Source organism: Streptomyces sp. NPDC002838, assembly GCF_040295365.1.
Taxonomy (GTDB): Bacteria; Actinomycetota; Actinomycetes; order Streptomycetales; family Streptomycetaceae; genus Streptomyces.
The window spans coordinates 140,051-162,196 of sequence record NZ_JBEOVF010000008.1; the positions used below are offsets into that span (position 1 = coordinate 140,051).

The 22,146-nt window shown below is 70.3% G+C and carries 12 protein-coding genes; 8 read left to right on the forward strand and 4 right to left on the reverse strand.

Annotated elements, in window-relative coordinates; genetic code table 11:
- Positions 1–453 precede the first annotated feature (453 nt).
- From ABT063_RS13530 to ABT063_RS13555, 6 genes are all read left to right on the forward strand, one after another.
- Positions 454–1,650 (forward strand): DUF262 domain-containing protein, encoded by a 1,197-nt coding sequence (locus tag ABT063_RS13530; protein ID WP_351057427.1) that lies wholly within the window; start codon positions 454–456, stop codon positions 1,648–1,650.
- Positions 1,643–2,797 carry an AAA family ATPase gene (locus tag ABT063_RS13535; RefSeq protein ID WP_351057428.1) on the forward strand — a complete coding sequence of 385 codons (1,155 nt, stop codon included), beginning with the start codon at positions 1,643–1,645 and terminating at the stop codon, positions 2,795–2,797. Before ABT063_RS13530 ends, ABT063_RS13535 begins: the two co-directional genes overlap by 8 nt.
- A 52-nt stretch (positions 2,798–2,849) precedes the next feature.
- Positions 2,850–3,767 carry a hypothetical protein gene (locus tag ABT063_RS13540; RefSeq protein WP_351057429.1) on the forward strand — a complete coding sequence of 306 codons (918 nt, stop codon included), beginning with the start codon at positions 2,850–2,852 and terminating at the stop codon, positions 3,765–3,767.
- Positions 3,768–4,002: 235 nt separating this feature from the next.
- Positions 4,003–10,728 (forward strand): DEAD/DEAH box helicase family protein, encoded by a 6,726-nt coding sequence (locus tag ABT063_RS13545; protein WP_351057430.1) that lies wholly within the window; start codon positions 4,003–4,005, stop codon positions 10,726–10,728.
- A complete protein-coding gene (locus tag ABT063_RS13550; RefSeq protein WP_351057431.1) occupies positions 10,725–12,959 on the forward strand; it encodes a UvrD-helicase domain-containing protein in 2,235 nt (744 codons plus the stop codon). Before ABT063_RS13545 ends, ABT063_RS13550 begins: the two co-directional genes overlap by 4 nt.
- Before the next feature lie 64 nt (positions 12,960–13,023).
- Positions 13,024–14,079, forward strand: coding sequence for a beta family protein (locus ABT063_RS13555; protein WP_351057432.1), 1,056 nt, complete (start codon positions 13,024–13,026; stop codon positions 14,077–14,079).
- Between the two features lie 8 nt (positions 14,080–14,087).
- Here ABT063_RS13555 and ABT063_RS13560 read toward each other — a convergent pair whose 3' ends face one another.
- A complete protein-coding gene (locus tag ABT063_RS13560) occupies positions 14,088–15,266 on the reverse strand; it encodes an AAA domain-containing protein (RefSeq protein ID WP_351057550.1) in 1,179 nt (392 codons plus the stop codon).
- Positions 15,267–15,269: 3 nt separating this feature from the next.
- Positions 15,270–17,516, reverse strand: coding sequence for an AAA domain-containing protein (locus ABT063_RS13565; protein WP_351057433.1), 2,247 nt, complete (start codon positions 17,514–17,516; stop codon positions 15,270–15,272).
- Between the two features lie 360 nt (positions 17,517–17,876).
- Between ABT063_RS13565 and ABT063_RS13570 the strand changes: the two genes are divergently transcribed.
- Positions 17,877–19,991, forward strand: coding sequence for an FUSC family protein (locus ABT063_RS13570; protein WP_351057434.1), 2,115 nt, complete (start codon positions 17,877–17,879; stop codon positions 19,989–19,991).
- Here the strand turns inward: ABT063_RS13570 and ABT063_RS13575 are convergent.
- Entirely contained in the window at positions 19,959–20,498 is a 540-nt protein-coding gene (locus ABT063_RS13575) for a winged helix-turn-helix transcriptional regulator (RefSeq protein WP_351057435.1), read from the reverse strand. The two genes, ABT063_RS13570 and ABT063_RS13575, sit on opposite strands and share 33 nt — an antisense overlap.
- Positions 20,499–20,639: 141 nt before the next feature.
- On the opposite strand from ABT063_RS13575, the gene ABT063_RS13580 reads away from it, so the two are divergent.
- Positions 20,640–21,071, forward strand: coding sequence for a nuclear transport factor 2 family protein (locus ABT063_RS13580; protein WP_351057436.1), 432 nt, complete (start codon positions 20,640–20,642; stop codon positions 21,069–21,071).
- On the opposite strand, the gene ABT063_RS13585 is transcribed toward ABT063_RS13580, so the two are convergent.
- Positions 21,064–22,014, reverse strand: coding sequence for an endonuclease/exonuclease/phosphatase family protein (locus ABT063_RS13585; RefSeq protein ID WP_351057437.1), 951 nt, complete (start codon positions 22,012–22,014; stop codon positions 21,064–21,066). The genes ABT063_RS13580 and ABT063_RS13585 overlap by 8 nt on opposite strands.
- Positions 22,015–22,146 lie beyond the last annotated feature (132 nt).

A 22,146-nucleotide genomic window follows, 5' to 3' on the forward strand; every position in this document is an offset into this window, starting at 1 on the left:
ACGTACGTTCGCCCAACTTCAGCGTCACCCCGCTCGGCGCCCGTCTCGCCCGTCACCTCGCCCTGAACGAGCTCGACACCTGGGACATCCCGCACGGCTCTGACGTCTCCGACGCGGTGGTCCTGATCGTTGCCGAACTGTCCGCGAACGCCGTGACGCACGGCCGTGTACCGGGTCACCGACACCCGTGCCGAGGCGCGCCCACAGGCGCCCGGTGCCGTAGCCGCGCCGGGGCCGCTCGCCGACACCGGCGTGGGCTCGTCCTCGTCGAGGCGGTCGCCGACCGCTGGGAGGTGCTGTACCGGGAACCCGGCAAGACGGTGCGTGCCGAGGTCGACGTGCCGCGCTGGCGCGCGCTGTTCGAGCGTGTTGAGGACGACTTCTCGTAAGGTGCGACCACCGGACCGCGATAGGCATGGCATCGCAATGCCAAAGGGAGTAGTGACGACATCCATGTCAGGGCTGGAGCACGAGGTCGACCCTCGAGGCGCGCTCTTCGAGAGGCCCGTCGAGGTCGGCACGAACGGGCAGCCCACCGGTGTGGAGCTGGAACTCCCCCCGGACGAGCCGGAGCGCCGGAGTCACCTTGATCCGAAGAACGTGGGCATCGAGACCGTCCCCGCCACCGTCGATCGACTGCTGTCGCGGTATTGGGCCGGTCGCATCGACCTGGCGCCGGACTTCCACCGCAGGGCCGGCATGTGGAGCGACGCGCAGCAGAGCCGGTTCGTCGAGTCGCTGTTGCTGGGCATCCCCGTGGCGCCCTTCCACATGGCGCAGCAGAGCGGGGACGTCTGGTCCGTCGTCCTGGGAGTGCAGGAGCTCACGGCGCTCGCGCGGTTCGTGGGCACGCCACCGGATGAGCTGCCGCCGCTGCGGCTGACCGGGCTGGAGTACATGGGGTCCCTCGAAGGGGCGACGTTTCGGCACCTGTCCGGTCGGATGCGTATCCGACTGCTGGAGGTACCGCTCGTCGTCCACCTGGTCCGGCAGACAACCTCGGACGCCGTCAAGTTCAACGTATTCTCCCGGGTCAGTGCCAGCGGTCCGCAGCTCGCGCCGCAGGAGATCCGGCACGCCATGATGCCCGGCCCGGCCCGTGAGCTGCTCGCGGATCTCGCGGAGCATCCGGCCTTCGGGCAGGCCACCGGGTTCGGAGTGTCCAACGAGCGGATGGCCGACCGGGAGCTGGTGTTGCGCTTCCTCGCGTTCCGGCTCACGGGGCCCTTGGAATACCGGCAGCGCAGGTACGACTTCGAGCAGTTCCTGACCGCCGCCATGCGTCAGGTCAACGAGCTGTCCGAGGAGCAACGGCGAGAGGAGGAGCTGAAGTTCCTGCGCGCCATGGAGACCGCGCACCGGCTGTTCGGGGACCAGGCATTCCGCAGGTCACTGGGGCACAAGCGCAAACTTCCAGTCAATAAAGCGCTGTTCGAAGCCATTGCTGTAAACCTCGCGACCCTCGACGACCATGAACGTAAGCGGCTGGTAGCGTCGCGTGACGAAGTCCGGGCGGGGCTGTTCGCGCACCTCACCGGGAACTTCGCCTTCGAACGCGCCCTGACCGTCGCTCCCGGCGACCCCGACAACGTATGGGCGCGCTTCGATGTGGTGAGAGAGCTCTTCAAGGAGGTACTGCGCGGTGATTGACCGGCTGACGCTGACGAACTTCAAGGCGTTTCAGCAGGCGGACATCCCGCTCGGCCCGCTCACCCTGCTGACCGGACTCAATTCCTCCGGCAAGAGCACGGTGTTACAGGCGCTCGCGCTGCTCAGGCAGTCGTACACCTCCGGCAACCTCGGTTTCCTGGACGAGGAGGCGGGCTTTCTCCTCAACGGCGAGTTCGTCGGGCTCGGCACGGGCCAGGACGTCCTGCACGAGGACTTCACCGGGGACGATCCGTTCATCACCGTGGGGGTGGAAGAGGGGCCGTTCCGCTACGCGTGGACCGTCGACTACGCCCCGGAGGACAACCTCCTGCCCCTGGTGTCCGCCCACCTGCCGGGGTCCGAAGAGGGCTCTCACGCACCCGAAGGCGAAGCCGCTCTGGTGCCGGGCTACTTCACCGACGGCTTCCAGTACCTGCACGCCGACCGCATCACCCCCACCGAGGGCCATCCCCGCGACCACCACATGGCCGTACGGCGGGGATTCCTCGGCGCGCGCGGCGAACACACCGTCAACTTCCTGCGGCACCACGCCCGCGACGCTGTTCCCGAAGGGCCGCTGCGTCACCCCAGGGCTCGCGGTGAACTGCTTCTCGAACAGGTCGCCGCCTGGTTGGGCGAGTTGTGCCCGGGCGTGAACATCGAGACGGCCACGATCGAAGGCATGGACTCCGTCCGCCTGTCGTTCGGCTTCGGCGAGGGAGCCGAGGCCACCCGCCACCGTCACCGCCCCGCCAACGTCGGCTTCGGCCTCACCTACGCCCTCCCTCTTGTCGTCGCCTGTCTGACCGCGCCCCCCGGCAGCCTTGTACTCCTGGAGAACCCGGAAGCACACCTGCACCCGCGCGGACAGACCAAGATGGCCGAACTTGCCGCCGCGGCGGCCGCCCAGGGCGCCCAGCTCGTCGTCGAGACGCACAGCGACCACGTGCTCAACGGGATGCGGCTCTCGGTCAAGCGGGGGCTGCTCGAACCGGAGCAGGCGCTCGTGCACTACTTCCGTGGCAGCGCCGACGGTTCCGGCACCGAAGTGGTCAGCCCGCAGATCGACCGGGACGGGCTGCTCGACCAGTGGCCGAAGGGGTTCTTCGACGAGATGGACGAGGCACTGGACCAGCTCCTCACCTGAGCCGCGCCGTCCGTCCATCGTCACGCACCACGCCATTGCCCAGGGGGGACCTGTGCCGCTGCTGTTCCTGAACGACAAGTCGTACATGACCACCTGTGAGCCCAGGCGTGCGAGCCGCGCCATGACGGAGTTCGTGAAGACCGCGGTGGCCGTATGGAAACTGGACGGCTCGACCATGGTGGTGAGCAAGGTTCCCCTGCCGGAGCTGGAGATCGTCGACGGTTACCCCGTGGGCAAGTGGCTCGGTGACCATAAGGCCAACCCCGAATGGTGGCGTCGGCTGAGGCGACTGCAGACCAAGTCGCCGTACAAGGCCGTCTACCCCGAGGACATGGACAGTCTCGGCGTCGAGTACCAGTACGAGGGTGTCGAGGTCGAAGGGCTGGGCGCGGCCCACCTGATGGGCGGACTCGGCATCTCCCTGCCCGTCCACAGCTGGTGGGAGGCCACCAACCTCACCCTGCGGCGGCTGACGCTGCTCGACGCGGACGAGGAGCCGGTGGGGAGCGATGTCGACGTCCGGCACGTCTCCGGCGAGCCGCACATCGAGGCACACCTCGCCTGGATCAAGGAATGCCGCGACACCGCCGCCAGGACCGGTGCCGAGCTGTGGGAGAAGCGCGACAAGATCTGTCCCAGCCTTCAGTTCCTGGACGGAGCCGAGAAGCAGCTGCGGAAACTGGACCCCGTATCCGTGCCCACCGTCCGCAAGCGACTCCTCGAACTGGAGGAGAAGGTCGCGGAGTGGGCCTCGAACCCGGAACTGCGGCTTCCGGACTGGGGGGACGATGTGCGCGGCGAGCACAAACAGCGGGAACTGCTGTGCTGGTTCACCGACCGGGACGGCGTCTCCAGGCTCTTCGAGTGGCACACCGACTTCCGCCCCGAGCCCGGCCGGATCCACTTCCGGCACGTGAAGGAAGAGCGCACCATCCGCATCGCCCACATCGGCAGGAAGCTCGGCGTCTGAAGCGGCCGACGCGGAGCGCTCCGCTGAGGGTGCCGCAATGTGCCGTCGTTCCGCTGCGGCGCCGTCGTGGCTGGTCGTGCCCGCGTGGCGGTAGCCACACATCGAGCACAGCCTCGCGCCCCTTCAGGGCGTCGCCCAACCGCAGCGGACTTCACACGCCCTAGGGTACGGCGCTCGGGGGAGTCCCTTACGGTGGGTGTGCACATCATGATCCAGCGCTGAAGGGGGACCGCGCGTGCGACCGACACTCGCCGCCGAGCAGGTACGCGCCAGCCTGAGCCAGTACCTGGCGACCACGTACGCACTGGCGGACGAGTCCACGCGGCGGGCCCTGCAGGAGTTCCTCGGCGACCCGGACGACGGCATCTTCCGGGGGCCGTACCTGCGGATCCGCACCCCCTTCCAGACCGCGGTCGACGACGGCTGGAAGCGGCACCTGGAGTGGCACCCCACAGGCTTCCGGCCGCACCGGCACCAGGCCCTGGCCTGGGAGCGGCTCTCCACGCTCCACGGCCGCGCCGAGCCCACGCTCGTCACCACCGGCACCGGGTCCGGCAAGACCGAGTCCTTCCTGATCCCCCTGCTCGACCACTGCCTGCGCCGGCGCGCCGCCGGGCGGGACGGGGTGAAGGCCCTCCTGCTGTACCCCATGAACGCGCTCGCCACCGACCAGGCCCAGCGCATCAACGACCGCCTCGACGGGGACCCGAGGCTGAAGGCCGCCGGCGTACGGGCCGGCCTCTACATCGGCGACACACCCTCGCGCGACTTCAAGGACTCCGCGCCCAGGATCGCCGTCGACCGCGACGAGATCCGGCGCACCCGGCCGGACATCCTCATCACCAATTACAAGATGCTCGACCTGCTGCTCCAGCGGCCCGAGGACCGGCAGCTGTGGCAGGACGCGTCGCTCGCGTACGTCGTTCTGGACGAGTTCCACACCTACGACGGCGCCCAGGGCACCGACGTGGCGATGCTGCTGCGCAGGCTCGGCGCCGTCACCGGGCTGGCCGAGGACGGGCGGCCGCTCGGGCCCGTGTGCCCGGTCGCCACCTCGGCCACCCTCGGCGAGTCCGGCACGGCCGGGGGCACCATGCTGGAGGTCGCCGAGCAGGTCTTCGGCGTGCCGTTCCCGGCCGAGGCCGTGGTGGGGGAGTCCCGGCTCGGCGTGGACGACTTCGTGGGGGAGACCGACTTCTCGCTGCCCTTCCCCTCGCCGCACGACGTCGCGAGTCTCGGGGATCCCACCCGCGACCAGCGCGCTCTGGACGAGCTGATCGCCCGGTTCACCGGGCAGACCGGGCTGTCCTCGGCCGAGCTGGGGGCCAGGCTGCGCCGGCACCGGCTGACCGCCATCGTGCTGGAGATCCTGGACGGCAGCCCGCGCACCATCGCGGAGATCATGGAGTTCCTGCCCCGGCTCGCGCCCCACTGGGGCATGGCCGTCCGGCAGCATCCCCAGACCGCGGCCCAGGCCCTCGCCCGCTACGTGGCGCTGCTCTCCACAGCCCGGAACCCGGACGATCCGAAGCTGCCGCTGCTGTCCATCGAGGTCCACCACTGGGTGCGGTCCGTCTCGCGCGTCCTGCGCGGGATCACGCCCGCGCGGGCCGAGTTCCGCTGGGACGACGAGCGGATCACCTCCTGCGGGCGGCTGGCGGGCAAGGGGCCCGAGGAGCCCGTCGACTCGGCGAGCGGTTCGGTCACGGACGACGCGCCCGTCCCCGCCGACGACAGCGCACCCCGGCCTGCCGAGGTGTTCCTGCCCGCCGTCTTCTGCCGCGAGTGCGGGCGCTCCGGCTGGGCGGCCCTGTCCCCGGAGACGGACGCCGCCGACCTCGACCTGAACGCCACCAAGATCCGCCGCGCCTCGGTCAGCAGGGACAAGCGCCGGGTGCGGAACATGATCGCGGCCACGGAGGCCGAGGCGTACGAGGTGGCCCTGGCCAAGGAGAAGCCGCGCAGCGGGTCCACCGTCATGGTGCTGGACGGCGACGAGGGGCGGCTGCGCCCGGTGTCGCCCGAGACCGACTTCGAGCGGTCGGACGGCGGCACGGGACCACGGGTCGCCAAGGCACTGCACAACGCGTCGTTCGTGGTCGTCGACCTCGGGGGCGACCGGGCCGCCCAGACCGACCAGTGCCCGGCCTGCCGTACCTTCAACGCCATCCGCTACCTCGGTACCGGACTCGCGGCCCTCGCGGCGGCCTCCATCACCCAGCTGTTCACCGGCGGAGAACTGGACGAGAAGCTCAAGGAGAACAAGACCCTCCTCTTCAACGACTCCGTCCAGGACGCCGCCCACCGCGCCGGATACGTCGCCAGCCGCTCCTACACCTTCTCCCTCCGCTCGCTGCTCGCCAGCCGGGTCGACGAGGACGGGTGGAGCACGCTGAGCGACCTGGCGGCGGACATCGTGACAGAGGTCGTCGACAGCAAGAAGGTGCAGGTCGCCGTCGTACCGCCCGACCTGCACGTGTTCCGCGGAGTCGACACGCTGCTGGCCGGGCGCAGCAGGGGATCCAAACCCACGTGGCAACTCATCGCCGAGCGGCTGGCGTTCGTGGCCGTGATGGAGTTCGGACTGCGGTCACGGCAGGGCCGCACCCTGGAACTGACCCGGACCGTGGCCGCCGACGTGCCGCTCGCCGACCCGGACGGCGTTGCGGAGATCGTCCGGGAGCTGCTGCACACCACCCCGGGTGACATCGCCCTGCCGGACGGATCCGTGCCGGGCCCCGACCAGTTCGTGGGGTACGTCCGCGGGCTCCTGGAGCGGCTGCGCACACGGGGCGCGATCCGGCACGCGTGGCTGGACCCCTGGCTCGACGAGGCGGGCGTACGCCGCTGGCAGATCACCGGGGGGCGGCGGCCGGGGATGCCCGCCTTTCCGCGCGGAGTCTCCGCGCCCGCCTTCCTGCTCGGCAGTCCCAAGAAGGGCAGTGACGACTTCGACGTGCTCACCGGCCGCCTCGGCTGGTACCAGGACTGGACCATGCGCGCCCTGGGCCTGCGCAACCGGGACTCGGCCAACGACTTCCTCGTACGGCTGCTGCCCGCCCTCGTCGAAGCGGACGTCCTGTCCGCGCGCACCGCCGGCGACGGCAGCACGCGTATCTACGGACTCCAGCCCGGCCACGTCCGCGTCCGCAAGCTCGCCGACGAGGTCGTCGCCCAGGCGGGCGTCCGCTGCGACCGCTGCTCCTGGCAGCGGACCGTCCACCCCGACTTGATCGACCACTGGCACGGACAGACCTGCCCCCGCTACCAGTGCCGGGGAGAGCTGCGGGCAGGCGAAGAGACCGTCCGCCGCCGGGACTTCACCGAGGACTTCTACCGGCACATGTACCGGCACGCCGGCGTGTTCACCATCAACACCGCCGAGCACACGGGCACGTTGGACCGCCGCAAGCGGGAGGCCGTCGAGAAGGCCTTCCGGGAGGGCACCGACGTCCACTACGCCAACCCGCAGGTGCTGTCCTGCACGCCGACCCTCGAACTCGGCATCGACATCGGCGACCTGTCGGCCGTGGTGCTGGCCTCGCTGCCCAAGGGGCCGGCGAACTACGTTCAGCGGGTGGGCCGCGCCGGGCGCTCCACCGGAAACGCCTATCTGCTCACCATGGTCGACCGGGGACCACGCGACCGGTACTACCTGGAAGACCCCACGCAGATGATCGCCGGCGAGATCCAGCCCCCGGGCTGCTATCTCTCGGCGGTGGAGATCCTGAGGCGCCAGTACCTCGCCCACCTGCTCGACGTCGTCGCGGCCGGACAGCTGCCGTCGCCGGACAGTGACGGGACGCCGCTGCGCCCGATGCCCCGCCGGGCCGAGGAACTCTTCGACGGCTCGGGCTGGCTGACGGAATTTCAGCAGGCCGCGCTGGCCGACGGGAAGCGGCTCGTCAAGCGATTCCTCAAACTCTTCCCGCCGTACGACGAAGAACGCGGCACCGGCCTGAGCCCCGAAGCCGCCACCGCCGTCGAGGAGTTCGCCACCGAAGGACTGGCGGGCGCCCTGGACAGGGCACGCCGACAGTGGAACCTTCGGCGGAGCGATCTCCAGCACCGCAGCAAGGAGATCCGGGGGGCGCTGGACGAACTCGTCGCGGGTGACCCCGAGCACGAGAAGCAGGGCCGGGAACTGCGGGCCGAACTGCGTGCCGTGGGCAGGAGCGGCAGGGACGTCAGCACCGGCACCGCGCACGCGGCCCTCGTCGACCTGGGCCTGCTGCCCAACTACAGCCTCGTCGACTCCACCACCGAACTCGAAGCCACCCTCCTGTGGAAGGAGGAGGAGAACGGAGAGACGCGGCACAAGAGCAAGGTGCTCAGGTACGACCGCACCGCACGGTTCGCGCTGGAGGACTTCGCGCCCGGCAACTACTACTACGTCCAGGGCTACAAGCACCGCATCACCGGCCTCGACCTCGGCAGCCCCAAGCGGCCGGCCTGGCTGTGGTGGCGCATCTGCCCCGACTGCGGATACGTCCGCACCCACCAGGCCCAGCAGGACCCCGCCCGCTGCCCGCGCTGCCGCTCCGCCGCCATCGGTGACGTCGGCTGCCTGCACAAGGTGCTCGTGCCGCACCGCGTCCACTCCCGGGACCAGCGCGACGACGCCCGGGTACGTGACGACACCGACGAGCGGGAACGGCGGCACTACACCGTCGTACCCGCCGTCGACATTCCACGGGACAGAGTGGTCGAGGCGCACAAGCACAAGAAGGCCACCTTCGGCTGGGAGTTCACTAGGGACGCGGTCGTGCGGCACCTCAACGTCGGCGCTGCCCGGGTGGACGCCGTCACCGACGAGGCCTTCGCGGGGCGACAGGTACGGCTCAACCCCTTCTGGGTGTGCGACTCGTGCGGTCACGCCGATCCGGACGGTGGCCCGGCCCAGGAGGACGCGCTGATCCCGGCCAAGGCCACCAAGTACCACCGCCCGTGGTGCCCGAGACTGCGCGCCGGCCTGCCGGACTCGCGCTCCCGGCAGCAGGGCATCCGGCTGCTGCTCGCCCACGAACTGCGTACGGAGGCCCTGCGCATCCTCATCCCCGCCGTCACCGCCCACACCCAGGAGCGGCTCGTCTCCTTCAAGGCGGCGCTGCTCGCGGGCATCGCCCGCTCCTACGGCGGCGACCCCGACCACCTGGACGTGGTCACCGACTCCATGCCCGACGCGGAGAGCGGCGACCCGGACGTGCGCCGCCACTTCCTCGTCCTGTACGACACGCTCCCCGGCGGCACCGGCTACCTGCACCGCCTCGCCGGGCCGGACGGCCTGCGGGACGTGCTCTCCCTCGCCCGGCGGGCCATCGAGACCTGTGTGTGCCGGGACGAGGGGCGCCCCGCCTGCCACCGGTGCCTGCTGCGCCACGTCGCCGACAGCGAGTACGAACTGGTCTCCCGCGAGGAGGCCCTCGACATGCTCGGTGAGCTCTTCGGCCCGGACGGCGACCGCTGGATGTCGGAGCCCGTCGACGACACCCAGGACATCACGCTGGTGCCCCAGGTCGAGAGCGAGCTGGAGGCCCTCTTCCGGCGCGGACTGCTGAAGTGGGCGGGCCGCGACGACGTGGACGAGGCGAGCGTCAGGACCGCGATCACACCGGACGGTGAACGCAGCACCGAACTGCGCCTGACCGCGCCCGACGGGACCGTCACCCGATGGCAGATGGAGGCGCAGTACGACTGCGGGTTCACCCGCCCCGACGTCGTGTTCCGGCGGTTGGACCAGGACGAGCCGCGCGTCGCCGTGTACCTCGACGGCTACCGCCACCATGCGAGCCCGGCACGCAATCGAGTCGCCGGTGACGCGGCCAAGCGCACCAGGCTGCGGGCGCTCGGCTGGCAGGTGTTCCAACTGACGTGGGATGACGTCCAGGTGTGGACCGGGCGGCGCAAACCGCCCGCCGACCCGGTCTGGACGCCGTACCAGAACACGGCGCAGAAGACCGCCCTCGACATCCACCGGCGGCTGCACAGCGGCGACACCCGGGACCTGCCCCGCTTCGTGTGGGCGAACCCGGTCGACACACTGATCGGCTATCTGGCCCGGCCCGAAGCGGAGTTGTGGCGCCGCCGCACCCAGAGCGCGCTCGCCGGGTTCGCCGCCGTGGCCGCCACCAGCCGCGCTCTCGCCGACGGGCCCGCCATCGTCGAGCGGATCGGCGAGGCCCTGCACGGGCAGCGACTGGCCGGTGGCAAGGGCGCGGTACAGGTGATGGCGACCCGGGACGCCAGTGGCTGCCCGCTGACCATCGCCCTCGACCTGCGCCGCGGCCAGGCCGGTGCCGTCTGGTCGGCGGCCACCGTGCTCGACGACAGCCCGGAGGCCATGGCCGACGAGGCCGCTCACCGGCGGCGCTGGCAGGCATGGTTGTACTGGACGAACCTGCTGCAGTTCCTCAACGAGGGAGACGGCGACGGGGCGCAGCTCGTGGCGAGCACGCTGTCGGAGTTCGACGCGGCGGAGCTGGCCGTCAGCGGCGGGGGAGGATGGCTGACCTCGCAGCGTAGGGCGGCCGCCGCCGAACACGAGGGCGGAGCCGGACCTGTGCCCGAGGCACGGCCTGTCGCCGAGCCCGGGACCGTACGCGATCCGGCCTGGTCCGAAGTCATCGAATATCTCGTCCCCGAGGAGCGGGGGCTGGTCGAGCTCGCGGGCGCTCTGGCGGACCGGGGCGTGCCCGCTCCCGAAGGGGGCTACGAACTCGGCGCCGCCGCCTGGGCCGCCGAACTCGCCTGGCCCGACCGGCGGGTCGCGGTGATGCTCGCCCATCGGCCGCCCGTCGGTGAGACCGAGGACATCGAGGCGAAGCAGCGCGACGAGGCCTACGCCGAGGCGGGCTGGCAGGCCCGCACAGCGACCGAGTGGGACGCCGGGGAGCTGGCCGGACTGCTCCTGGACGACCGTGACCCGCACGAGGACCACGAGGACAAGGAGCACGACGCATGACCGGGGGCGCCACGCTGCGGCTGTTCGACAAGGCGGAGCGGGAGATCGCAGCCCTGGACACGAAGACCGTCGAGGCGGTCTACCGGTTCCAGCGCGACTTCCGGCGCAACCCCCACGAAGGCGTCTTCCCCCGGCAGCAGTTGCGCGGCGACGGCCGCCTGTGGGCCGTCGCCCTCGCCCCGGACTCGGATCACCGGGCGTTGCTGCTGCGGCTCGCCGAGGACGACTGGCTGCTGATCTCGGTCAAACACCGCGACGAGGTGCGCCAGTACGCCGACCGGCTCGCCTACGGCATCAACCAGATCACCGGCGCCATCGAATACGTCGACCTCCAGGCGGTGGAGAACGACGTTCAGGGTGCCATCGTTCAAGGTGCCGCCGCGCCCGCTCAACCGGCCCAGGACACACCGCTGTTCGCGGATCTGGGCGCGCAGAAGCTGGCCGAGTTGGGTGTGGCCCAACCGCTCATCCCGATCGTCCTGAAGCTCACCACGGACGACGAGGTCAGGGCCCTCGCCCAGTACGCCCCGCGCCACACCGGCGAGGTGCTGCTCCGGCTGCGCGACGGCTCCTCGTACGACGAGGTGAGAGAACAGGTCACCAAGCCGGTCGAGGTCGAGCAGGACAAGCTGGACCCCGACGACTGGCAGTCGGCCGCGGGGCGTTCCCAGGCCGTCGTCATCACCGATGACGAGTCGTTGCAGAGCATCATCGAGGAAGGAAACTTCGGCCGCTGGAAGGTCTTCCTGCATCCCACCCAGGAGAAGCTGGTGCGCCGGGAGTACTCCGGTGCTGCCCGGGTCAGCGGCGGCCCCGGAACCGGCAAGACCATCGTGGCGCTGCACCGGGTGAAACACCTGGTCGACCGGCTCGGACCCGGCCACACCAAGCCGGTCCTGCTCACCACTTTCAACAAGAACCTCGCCGCCGACCTCCGGGCCCGACTGCTGTCGCTCGGCGGTCCACAGACCGTGGCCCGCGTCGACATCGTCCACGTCGACCAACTGGCCACCCGTGTGGTGCGGGAAGCCGATCCGGGCAATGCCAAACGGCGTATCGAGGACACTCAGGCACTCAAGGAATGGCGTGCGCTCCTCGTGGAGGCCGGAGAGCACCGCTTTGACGCTGAGTTCCTCTGCGACGAATGGAACCAGGTGATCCTCGGGCAGGCCGTGCGCTCCCGCTCCGAATATTTCGTCGTCCGCCGGGCGGGGCGAGGCCGCACTCTCAACAGGGCCGATCGTGCGCAGGTCTGGCAGCTCGTGGAACGCTTCACCCAACGGCTGGAGCTGAAGGGGCTGGAGACCCACCGGCAAGTCGCCGAGCGAGCGGCCCGGCTGGAGACCGACCGCAAGACGAAGATCGACAAGCGTCAGCAGCAGAAGGACGAGCGCGACGGACTGGCCAACGTCCACGTGGAGTCCGGCTCCGGGGCCTTCCTGCGCTACCGCTACCGGCACATCGTCGTCGACGAAGCCCAGGATCTGAGCCCGGCCCACTGGAAGATGCTCCGCGCGATGGTCCCGGTCGGCGCGAACGACATCTTCCTGGTCGGTGACACCCACCAGCGGATCTACGACAACCAGGTCACCCTTGGCAGCCTGGGCATCAACATCAGGGGCCGGTCCTCCCGGCTCACCCTCAGCTACCGCACCACCCGGGAGATCCTCCGTGATGCGACGCGGGTCATGGACGGCACAGAGTACGACGACCTGGACGGCAGCGCGGACAGCCTGAAGGACTACCGTTCGGTGCTTCATGGTAGGCGCCCGGTGCTACGCGGCACCGGCAGCTGGGACGAGGAACTCGACGCGATCGCCGAGCAGGTGAGGGAATGGCATGACATCCCGCGTGAATCCGTGGCGGTCTGCGTCGCGACGAACGAGATGGCCTCGGACGTGGAGAGGCGGCTCGCGCGGCACGGGATCAGCTCCACGGTGATGACCCGGGACGGGCTGCCGCGAAACGAAGGCGTGCACATCGGAACGATGTACCGGTTCAAGGGACTCGAGTACCAGCGCATGATCATCGCGGGTGTCTCCGAAGGGCTGGTCCCGCGTTCGTCCGTCGACGCGTGGGCACAGTCCGACCCGCTCCGCCACCAGCGCGAACTGCAGCGCGCCCGATCGCTGCTCTTCGTCGCCACGACGAGGGCCCGCGATGCCGTGGCGGTCTTCTGGCACGGGGAACCCAGTCGATTCCTTGCACCGTTGGGCGTCGTGACCGAATAGGTACTCTTTCGAACATGTCCGCTCAGTGCCACCGTTTCGTCAGAAACGGACACCGGGGGCGGGCATGGCGGCGTTACCTTCGTACATTCCGGGACTGCCTGTGAAGGACGCGGCGCTGGCAGGGTTCCAGCACGTCGACATTCCCGACAAGATGCGGGTGCAGCCACTGTGGACGATTCCGCCGCAGGGTGGGCAGGATGATGAACTGGCGGCGTATCTGAGGGGAAAGGCGCAGAACCTCCGCGATGGTCCCGGACTGCATCCGGGGTGGCTCGACGCGCGCAACGCCGAGGACGCGCTCGACCTCGTCGTCCTGCACGTGTGGGAAGAGGTCTGCGCGACCTTGATGGGAACGGAGTTACGACCGGTCACGGGCCCGGAGCGTGACCCGGCACAGCAGTCGGCCGCTGCCGAAACCGCTCAGCAGTGGGGCAACGGGCTAGGCGTCCGGATCCGGCTCGGCAACGCACCGGATGTCGACCTGCCACCGCGGTCTCGTGAACTGCTGGGGCGGCTGCGAGGCCATGGCCTGGAGCTGGATCTTCTCCTGGATCTGTACGAGGTCGGCAGTGCCGACAACGGCATGACCCGAGCCCTCTCCGGCTGGCGTGAGTTCGGTGCTTTGGCCGGGTGGCGGACCGTGGCGCTGCTGGGCGGCTCCTTCCCTTGGGGAGCCAAGCAGCTGAAGGACCATGACTTGACCGTGTGGCCGCGCCTGGAGTGGCAGGTGTGGGAGGGAGTACGGGACCTACTCGGGGATCGCGGCGTTTGCGTCGCCTTCGGCGACTACTCGACTGTCCATCCCCGAACCGGCGACGCCCCGCCCGCACAACACCCGTTCATCTATGAGAAACCCCGGTACACCACGGCCGAACACTTCCTCATCGGCAAGGGGAAGCTGAGAGGAAGCGGCGAGGAGAGTCGTATGCAGACTCTCGCCGCACGTATCGTCGGCGACCCCGAATTCCGTACGTCCCACAGCGCGGGCGAGCTATGGCTGCAAGCCCAGGCCGCCCCTGACGTCACCACCAACCCCGGGAGTCCGGCGGTGTGGGTTCAGAAGGGGCACGTCCAGCACATCACCTTTCTGGCCGGCCAGATGAACGAGCCGGACCACTGATCCGCCCCTCAAACGCGACGCCCCCTCGGCACCAGCGCAGCGTCCTCGGCGTACACCTCGCGGAGCGCGCCGCACTGCTTGTTCTTGCCCGACTTGGGGTCGGGCTTCCACTCCGGACAGGCCCACGCCCAGTAGTGCGACTTGCCGTTGCCCTTCCCCTTGGCGCTGTACTTCCTGACCTCCATGTCGACGTGGCACTTGGGACAGCGCACGGGGCGCGAGAACTGCTCGGCGTGTTCGTGCTCCAGCAGGGAACGTGCGAAGCGGGAGCCACGGAAGCGGACCATGACCTCGCGCCGCGCGCCGCCTCCTGTGGGAGTGGAAAGGGTGTTGAGGCTTCCGAGGAAGGTCGTCCGGTCGTCCACGACCAGGATCTTCTGGTGCATGGTCCTGATACGGACCACCCGGCTCACGGCTGCGATCAGTTCGGGCAGTCGCCGCTCGGCGTCCTGCGCGGTCCGGGGATCGTGCAGCTGCTGCTGCAGCCCCTTGTCGGAGTCCTCGACGACGAACACGACGACGTGTACGCCACGTTGACGCGCCGCGTGCAGATGGGGGAGGACCTCCCAAAGGCGTTTGTAGTACCACGGTGCCCACAGCCACACGGTGTGCCGGGCGCTGTCGATGGCTTCGAGTGCGGCGGGGAAGTAACTGTGTTCGTCGTAGATCGCGTCCCATCGCACATGGCCGTCGAACGCCTGCCAGATCTCGTGCTGGACGGGCGTGAACTCCTGGGGCACGTCCAGCTCGTCCAGGCCGAGCAACTGCGCCGCTCGTACGCCGAGGATGCGTCGCTCCGGGCCAGGCGTGGCCAGCTCCCGCACATGAGCGAGGACCGTGCCGTGATGCGCGCGGGATACGGCGGCCCAGGAAGCGATGATGTAGACGCGTCGCCTGGCCCTGGTCGCCCCTACGTTGAACAGACGTGCGCCGTCCCGGTTGAAGGCGTCGACGTCGTCCATCCGCCCCTTGACGGTCCAGCCGGGACGCCGGCCGTCCTCCACGAGGTCGAGGACCACCACGTCGAACTCCCGGCCCTGGAAGCGGTGGGCCGTGCCCACCTCGACCGCGGGTGAGCGGTTCAGGCTGTCCTGATCGGCCAGCCAGTCGTGAGTGATGTCCGCCTGTGCCCTGTAAGGGGTCACGATGCCCACGGACTCACCCTGGTCACGGTGGTGCTCGGCCAGCGCCTACGCGATCACGCTGCCCACGGTCCACCAGCGGCCCGACCCCTTCTTGGGCGTACGGACGAGACCGAGTCCGCCGTCATCGAGCTGATCCGTGGTGATCAACACGATCTCGGGATCCGCGTCTCGATCCCGCGCAGCCACTCCGGAGAGGAGCCGCGGACCGTCCGCGCGATCGCTGCCATACGCGATGTGGTTGACCAACTCCGTCACGTCAGGGCCGAACCGGTGCGTAGTGAGCAGCGCCGCGCAACCGTGGTGCGCCCGGGCCGCGTCCGGCGTACGGATACCGACGAGTTCGAAGCAGTCGCGCGTCAGCCAGCGAGCGAGGTGCTCCTCCTTGGGTGTCCGCTTGTGCTTGACAGCACCCAACTGGCAGAAGTCGCCCAGCAGTACGGCTGTTTCCTTGGCCTTGGCAACTGCCACGACTATGTCCGGCAGCGACGCTGCCGCTGCCTCGTCCACCAGGACCACGTCGTACGGTTCCTCGGCCACCGTCTTGTGGATGCGTGTACGAGCCGGAGTCGTCGCCACGACACGGGCCCCGCGGATGATGTCCGGCTCGGCCCGCGCCCGCAACCGGTCGAGCTCCTTGAGGAGCTGTTCATGGCGCCGCTCAAGGCCTCGGCACTGCTCCACGAATGGCTCGGCCTCTCGCGTCAGCCTCCGCCTCTCCTCGTCGAGCCCGGGCAGACCCGCTCGCCCCGCCGCGTCGACCGTGGCCCGGTCGTCGGGCAAGGGACGCGGATACTGCTCCTGGGCTGTGGCGAGTTCGGTGACAGCCCTTGCCAGCTCGCCTTCCGCGGCCGACAACTGCGTAAGCGCATTGCCCTCCTCCTTGCGAGCGAGTTCCACGGCGTCCACGCGTCGCGTCACCTGGGCGTCGTCGACAGGGGAGGCGGCCACACGCGCCGCACGGATCTGCGGCTGAAGGATGCTGCGCTGCCGCTCGTACTGCGTCATCGCTTGGGATGCCGAGGCGACGGCCTGCTGCCAGGCAGTGTCGAGGGTCGAGGCCAGCAGGCCGAGTTCATTCCGACGCGCCTTGGTACGGCGCCGGGCACGTAGACCCTTTTCCTGCTTCAGGGCGCCGAGTTCGAGTTGGACCTCACTGAGCCGGCGCTCGGCGCTTCGGGCAGCGGACTGTGCTTGAAGGGTCTCGCTCTCCATGCCGTCGAGGACACGCTGCAGCCGCGCCGCCTCGTCGAGCAGCGCTCGCTGCGGGGCAAGGGCCTCCAACGCCTCCAGGTGCTGCCGCGTGAGGGCAGCGCAATGGTCGTATACGTCTGTTGCGGTGGTCACCGCCGTTCGTATGTCGTCGGTCTTCTCGGCGAGCTCGTCGAGAAGGCGGCCGTTCGCCAGCCGCTGCTGAGCCTGGCGGTAGGCATTGGGGTCATACCCGGAAAGCAGGTGGCCGAGGTCGCGGAGCCTGGTGAGCAGGGGCGAGTTCATGAGCTCGATCGGCTCGGCCTCGGCTTTAGCACGCTTGCTCTCGGTCTCCTCCAAGCGCGCTCGCACCAACAACGGCAACGAGACCCGCGCGTCCTCGGCCACGGAAGCCAGGTGGGGTGTGCCGACCCTGACCATCTCCCCGGGCTTCAGACCCGTCCTGGTCCGGACGGCACCCTCGAGTGCGTTGTCCACGGCGATGTTCGTACCGGAGACCAGAAGCACCCGCTTGCCCCTGGTCACCAGATCGTCCAGCGCACGTTTGAGGACGGTCGTCTTGCCGGTGCCCGGCGGGCCCCAGACCATCCGGACGCCCGGGGTGGTGCAGGCCAGGTATGCCTGTGCCTGTGCTCCCTGGAGCACTCCTCCGCACGCGGTGCTGGTGGGCGGAGCGACCTGGTCGAGACGGCCGGTGACAAGGCGTTCCGCGAGGCCGGGGTGCCCCATCGCGGTCAGCGCCCCGTGGAGGGACCTTTCCAGAAAGTCGGGCGGACGGCCGATCGCCCACAGCCCGAGCCCGGTCCTTGGCGCGTGTGCGCCGACCTGGAGTTTCAGACGTTCCGGTTCCACCCTGTACGAGATCACCCGGTAGCAGGTGTCACCCGTGCTCGGCGAGCCAGTTCCCGGTGCCAGACAGAGGTCTGTGAGGTCGTCGGGGTCGATCGAGCGCTCGTAGGTGGGCAGGGCGTACCAGCCGTCTTCGAGGCGGCTTACATCGCCGTGGTATTTGAACTTCCCGTCAGCGGAAGGGGATGACGCCGCAGTTCGGTCGCCGAAGAGACGTGAGACTGCCTGCGTCATCTCTTCGAGCCAGCGCGCCACACAGCCTCCCCGATCCCAGTGAGATGAACATGATCGGTTTGAGGAGCATGGGATGTCCAGAGCGCACCGATGTGCTGGCGGGCGCAAGGCGGCAGCCTGGCGGAAAGCGATCGGACCGACCGTCCTTTGAGGCGGAATGCCTTGCACTGGTCTCCGATTGCGTTCATAAAGAACGCGCATCTCCCGCCAACCGTCACACCCCCGAAATGCAACCGTCCCATTCCCTCCAAGGTCGCGACCTACCGTGGAGACCACAGGCCGCACCCATACGGCCCACCCCAGCCCGGCCACCGTCGCCCGAAGGCTCACCCCTGCCCTCGACGAGACGACAGGAGCCCCGTGTCGCGTTCCGTTTCCCTGACCCTTCCGCCCTGGCTCGCCCACACCCTCCGTGCCCAACGGGGGCCGGTGCCCTGGAACGCGGTCGTGCGGGGCGCCCTGTCCGCCGGGCCGTTGCTTCTCGTCGCCGTGCTCATCGGCCGTACGTCCCTCGGTGTCGTCGCCGCCATCGCCGCCATGCTCGCCGGGATCAACGACCGGCCCGGCAGTCGGCGGGCCTCGGTGAAGCGGCTCGGGGTGCCCGCGCTCGCGGGGGCGGGCGGGCTGCTCGTGGGGACGTATGCGGGGGATCATGTGGGGGCGGTGGTGCTGACAGTCGTCCTCACCCTCGTCGGGCTGGTCGCCGGGAGTGTCAGTGCCGTGGGGCCCGTCGCCTCCGGGGCCGGGACCCAGATGCTCGTCGCCTCCGCCATCGGGGCCGGGATGCCGCTGCCCGAGTCCGGCTGGCAGCGGGCGCTCGCCTTTCTCGTGGGGGCCGGATGGCTCATCGCCCTGCGGCTGGTCCTGCCGACCCCCGGTGCCCTCGCCGGCGACTTCCGGTTCGACGGGGAGCGGCAGGCCGTCGCCGCCGTATACGACGCCGTGGCGGACCTTCTCGACGCCGCAGGGGCCGATGACGCCATGGCCCGGCGCGCCGCTCTCACCGCCGCCCTCGATCACGCGCAGGACGCCCTCGCCGGGCCCCGGCTGCGGCGCTACGCCAGTTCCTCGGCCGAGCGGCGGCTGCACGCGCAGTACGCCGCCGCGCTGCCGCTCGCGGAGGCCGCGACCGCGTTGGCCTGGGCCGGGGAAGCGGTGGCCGGGCGGGCGTCCGAAGGGCCCCGGCGGCTCGCCGCCGCCGTGCGCGACAACACACACACCGGGCCGCTGCCCGCCCCCACCCGGTCGGCGCCCGCTCTGCGGGCCCTCGACGACGCCCTCCTCCACGCCGCAGAGGCCTTCGACCGGGCCAAGGGCACAGACCTGCACACCCGCAGGCGCACCGCCAGGAGCCTGCTGCGCACCGTCTTCGGGGCAGGGGGACGTGAGTACGGCCTCCGCGTCGCCCTCTGCTTCGGGGCCAGCGTCGCCGTCGCGCAGGCCCTGCACCACTCCCGCTGGTCCGGGCAGCACGAGCACTGGTACTGGCTGCCCGCCACCGCCGTCTTCCTCGTCAAGCCTGACCTCGGACCGCTCGTCTCGCGTGTGCTGTGCCGTGCCGCCGGGACCGTCCTCGGGGCCCTCGTCTTCGCCGGGTTCGCCGTCGTGCTGCCCCGGCCGGAGGGGCTCATCGCGCTCGTGGCGGTCAGCGGTGCCCTCATTCCCGTCGCCACGCGGCACTTCGCCGCGCAGACCGCCGTCGTCACCGTCCTCGTCCTGGCCCTGGTGATGGTCGGTGGCGAGCCGCAGGCCTCAGCCAGCCGGATCCTGGAGACGCTGCTGGCCTGCGCGATCGTGCTGATCGTGGGGCATTTGCCGATGCCGGGGCAGCGGGGCGGGGGCGTGCGCGCCCGGCTGGCCGCCGCGAGCAGCGCCGCTCAGGCGTACCTCGTCCACGTCCTGCGCGAGGCCGACGGGCGTGTCATGAGCAGCGTCAGCCCCAGCGGCAAGACCGGCGTGAGCCCCGGCAGCAAGGCGGCCGGCGTGAGCCCCGGCAGCAAGGCGGCCGGCGTCAGCCCTGGCACCTTGGACGGCGTCAGCCCCCGCACCAAGACCGGCGTCAGCCCCCGCACCAACACCGGCGCCAGCCCCCGCACCAACACCGGCGCCAGCCCTCGCACCAAGACCGGTGCCAACATCAGCTCCGACGCCGGCGCTCCCACCCACTCCGACGCCCGCGCCGTCCGCTGGACCCTCCGCCGTGAGGCCTACCGCACCCTCGCCGAGGCCCGTACCGTCATCTCCCTCGCCGCAGCCGAACTCCCCGCTCTCGCCCGGCACTCGGAAGGCGCGGACGAGATCGTCGCCGTCCTGGAACGGCTCGTCGACACGACCACCGCGTGTGCCGTTGACCTCGACGACTCCGGCCGGCTCACGCCCCGGCACACCGAGCGGCTCGCCGAACTTCTCGACGAACTCGCGGGGCACCGCGAGCGCGTGGGTCTACGGCTGCCCGAGCTGCCCCTCGCCATGTAGCCGACCGAGCTGCCCCGCTTGGTCCAGCACCGTGTGCACCAACGCCGTCCCCGGCCCGGTCCTGCCACCCGGTCCCGGCGTGTGCCTGACATCCTCCGGCCGCAGTTCGCCGCCGCAGTGCGAGCACGTCACCCGTGCCTCGGCCGTGTGCCCGCACGTCTCGTGGACGAGCACCAGGGGCGGGCCCGCCACCGCCCGGTGCCGGTCGCCCCACGTCAGCAGCGTCAGGACGACGCCGTACAAGTCCCTCCCGGCATCCGTCAGGACGTACTCGTACCGCACCGGACGCTCCTGGTACGCCACCCGTTCCACGACTCCCTCGGCCACCAGGTGGTCGAGCCGGTCCGCCAGGACGTTGGTGGCGATGGCCAGGTCGGCGCGCAGGTCCTCGTAGCGGTTCAGGCCGAGGAAGAGGTCGCGCAGGATGACGACCGTCCACTGGTCCGCGAGGACGGCCGCGGCTCGCGCGACCGAGCAGTGCATCCGCGCGAAGCGTTCACCTTTCATGCCGCCACGGTAGTCCCTTGCAAAGCGCAAGGGAGCCTCCTAGCCTCCCTGTAGCGGGTTACTTGCAAATGACAAGTCACCCGATGTCCGGGGTGATGCCCGGAGCCATGCCCGGAACGCTGCCTGAAGTGAGGGGCCCGCATGTACCACGCCATCGTCCGCCGCAAGGTCCGCAACCTCTGGCGCACCGTCGGCAGCGGTGCCGGCGGCTACCGGCAGGCCGTCGCCCTCGCCGCCCCCGACGTGCGCTTCCGCTTCCTCGGCGACACCCCTATGGGCGCCGATCTGCGCGGCCGGGAGGCATTCGCCGACTGGTTCGAGCGGTTCGAGCGTACGTTTCCCGGGCTCCGGCTGACCCTTCAGGACCTCGTCGTCCAGGGGCCGCCCTGGAACACCAGCGTCGTGACGCGACTGACCGTCCGCGGCACCCTCGCGGACGGCAGCGCGTACGAGAACGAGGCCATGCAGTGGGTACGGCCGCGCTGGGGGCGCATGATCGAGGACACGGTCCTGGAGGACATGCTGCGGCTCGACCAGTCGTATCGGAAGCAGACCGCGGCTCGCGCTAGCTGACCCGCACCCACACCGGTGCGTGGTCCGACCCCGCCGCTCCCCGGCGCTCCCGCGGATCGGTCCCCACCGACGGCAGCCGTGGCATCCCCTCGTCGGGCAGCCCCGTCCCCGCCTCCGTCACCCGGTGCACCAGGCGGTGGCTGACCAGGACGTGGTCGATCAGCTCGCGGCGCCCGGAGTTGACGCGGGAGTAGCGTCGCTCGGCGGGGATGAGCGGGGCCACGTTCCACAGACGGGTGGCGTCGCCCTTGTCGGGTGCCTCGTACCCGGGTGTGCCGATCTCGGAGCCAGGTGGGCCGAGCAGGATCTGCGTGGTCGCCGCCTGCACCTCGTCGTTCAGGTCGCCCAGTATCGCGACGTCCCGGGCGCGCCCGTCACCGGCCAGCAACTCGTCGGCGAGTGCGCGCAGTGCCGTCGCCTCGGCCGTGCGCCGGTACAGGGCGTACGCGCCGTACCGCGCCCGCTCGCCCTCGTCGCGCGGCTGGAACCGCCCGCGCGGATACGACAGCAGCTTCGACTTCAGATGCGCGACCGCCGCCCGCAACGGCCCGCTCCCGGTCGCCGCCTCCACCGCCAGGAAGCCGCGGCCCGACTCCGCCACCGACACCCCCTCGTCGTCCGCCTGCACCGGCCGTAGTTTCTCCGGGAACGCGCTGGTGTCGGACAGCACCTCGAACGGCGTACGACCGAGGAAGCCGACCCGGATGCCCCGGCTGTCCGCGCGCCGGGATAGGGCCAGATGCCAGTCGCCGTCCAGCATCCCGGCCAGATCCCGCAGCGCCTCGGGCTCGCCGACCTCCTGGAGGCCGAGCAGCGTCGGGTCGAGTTGGTCGATCACTGCGGCGAGGGCGGCGAGCTTCGTCTCGTAGGCGGCCTTGTCCTTGGGGCCGAACGGGTCGCCGGGCCGGTACAGGTTCTCCAGGTTCCAGGTGCCTATGAGCATGCCGGGCTCCTTCCAGAAGCCGTCGGGCAGCGGGCGGTGGTGAGGCCAGGGTGCCCGTACGGGCCGCCCCGGGACAGAGCCGCGACGGGATGCGCGGTTCGGCTCACGCGAGCCCATGACGGCGTCGTACGT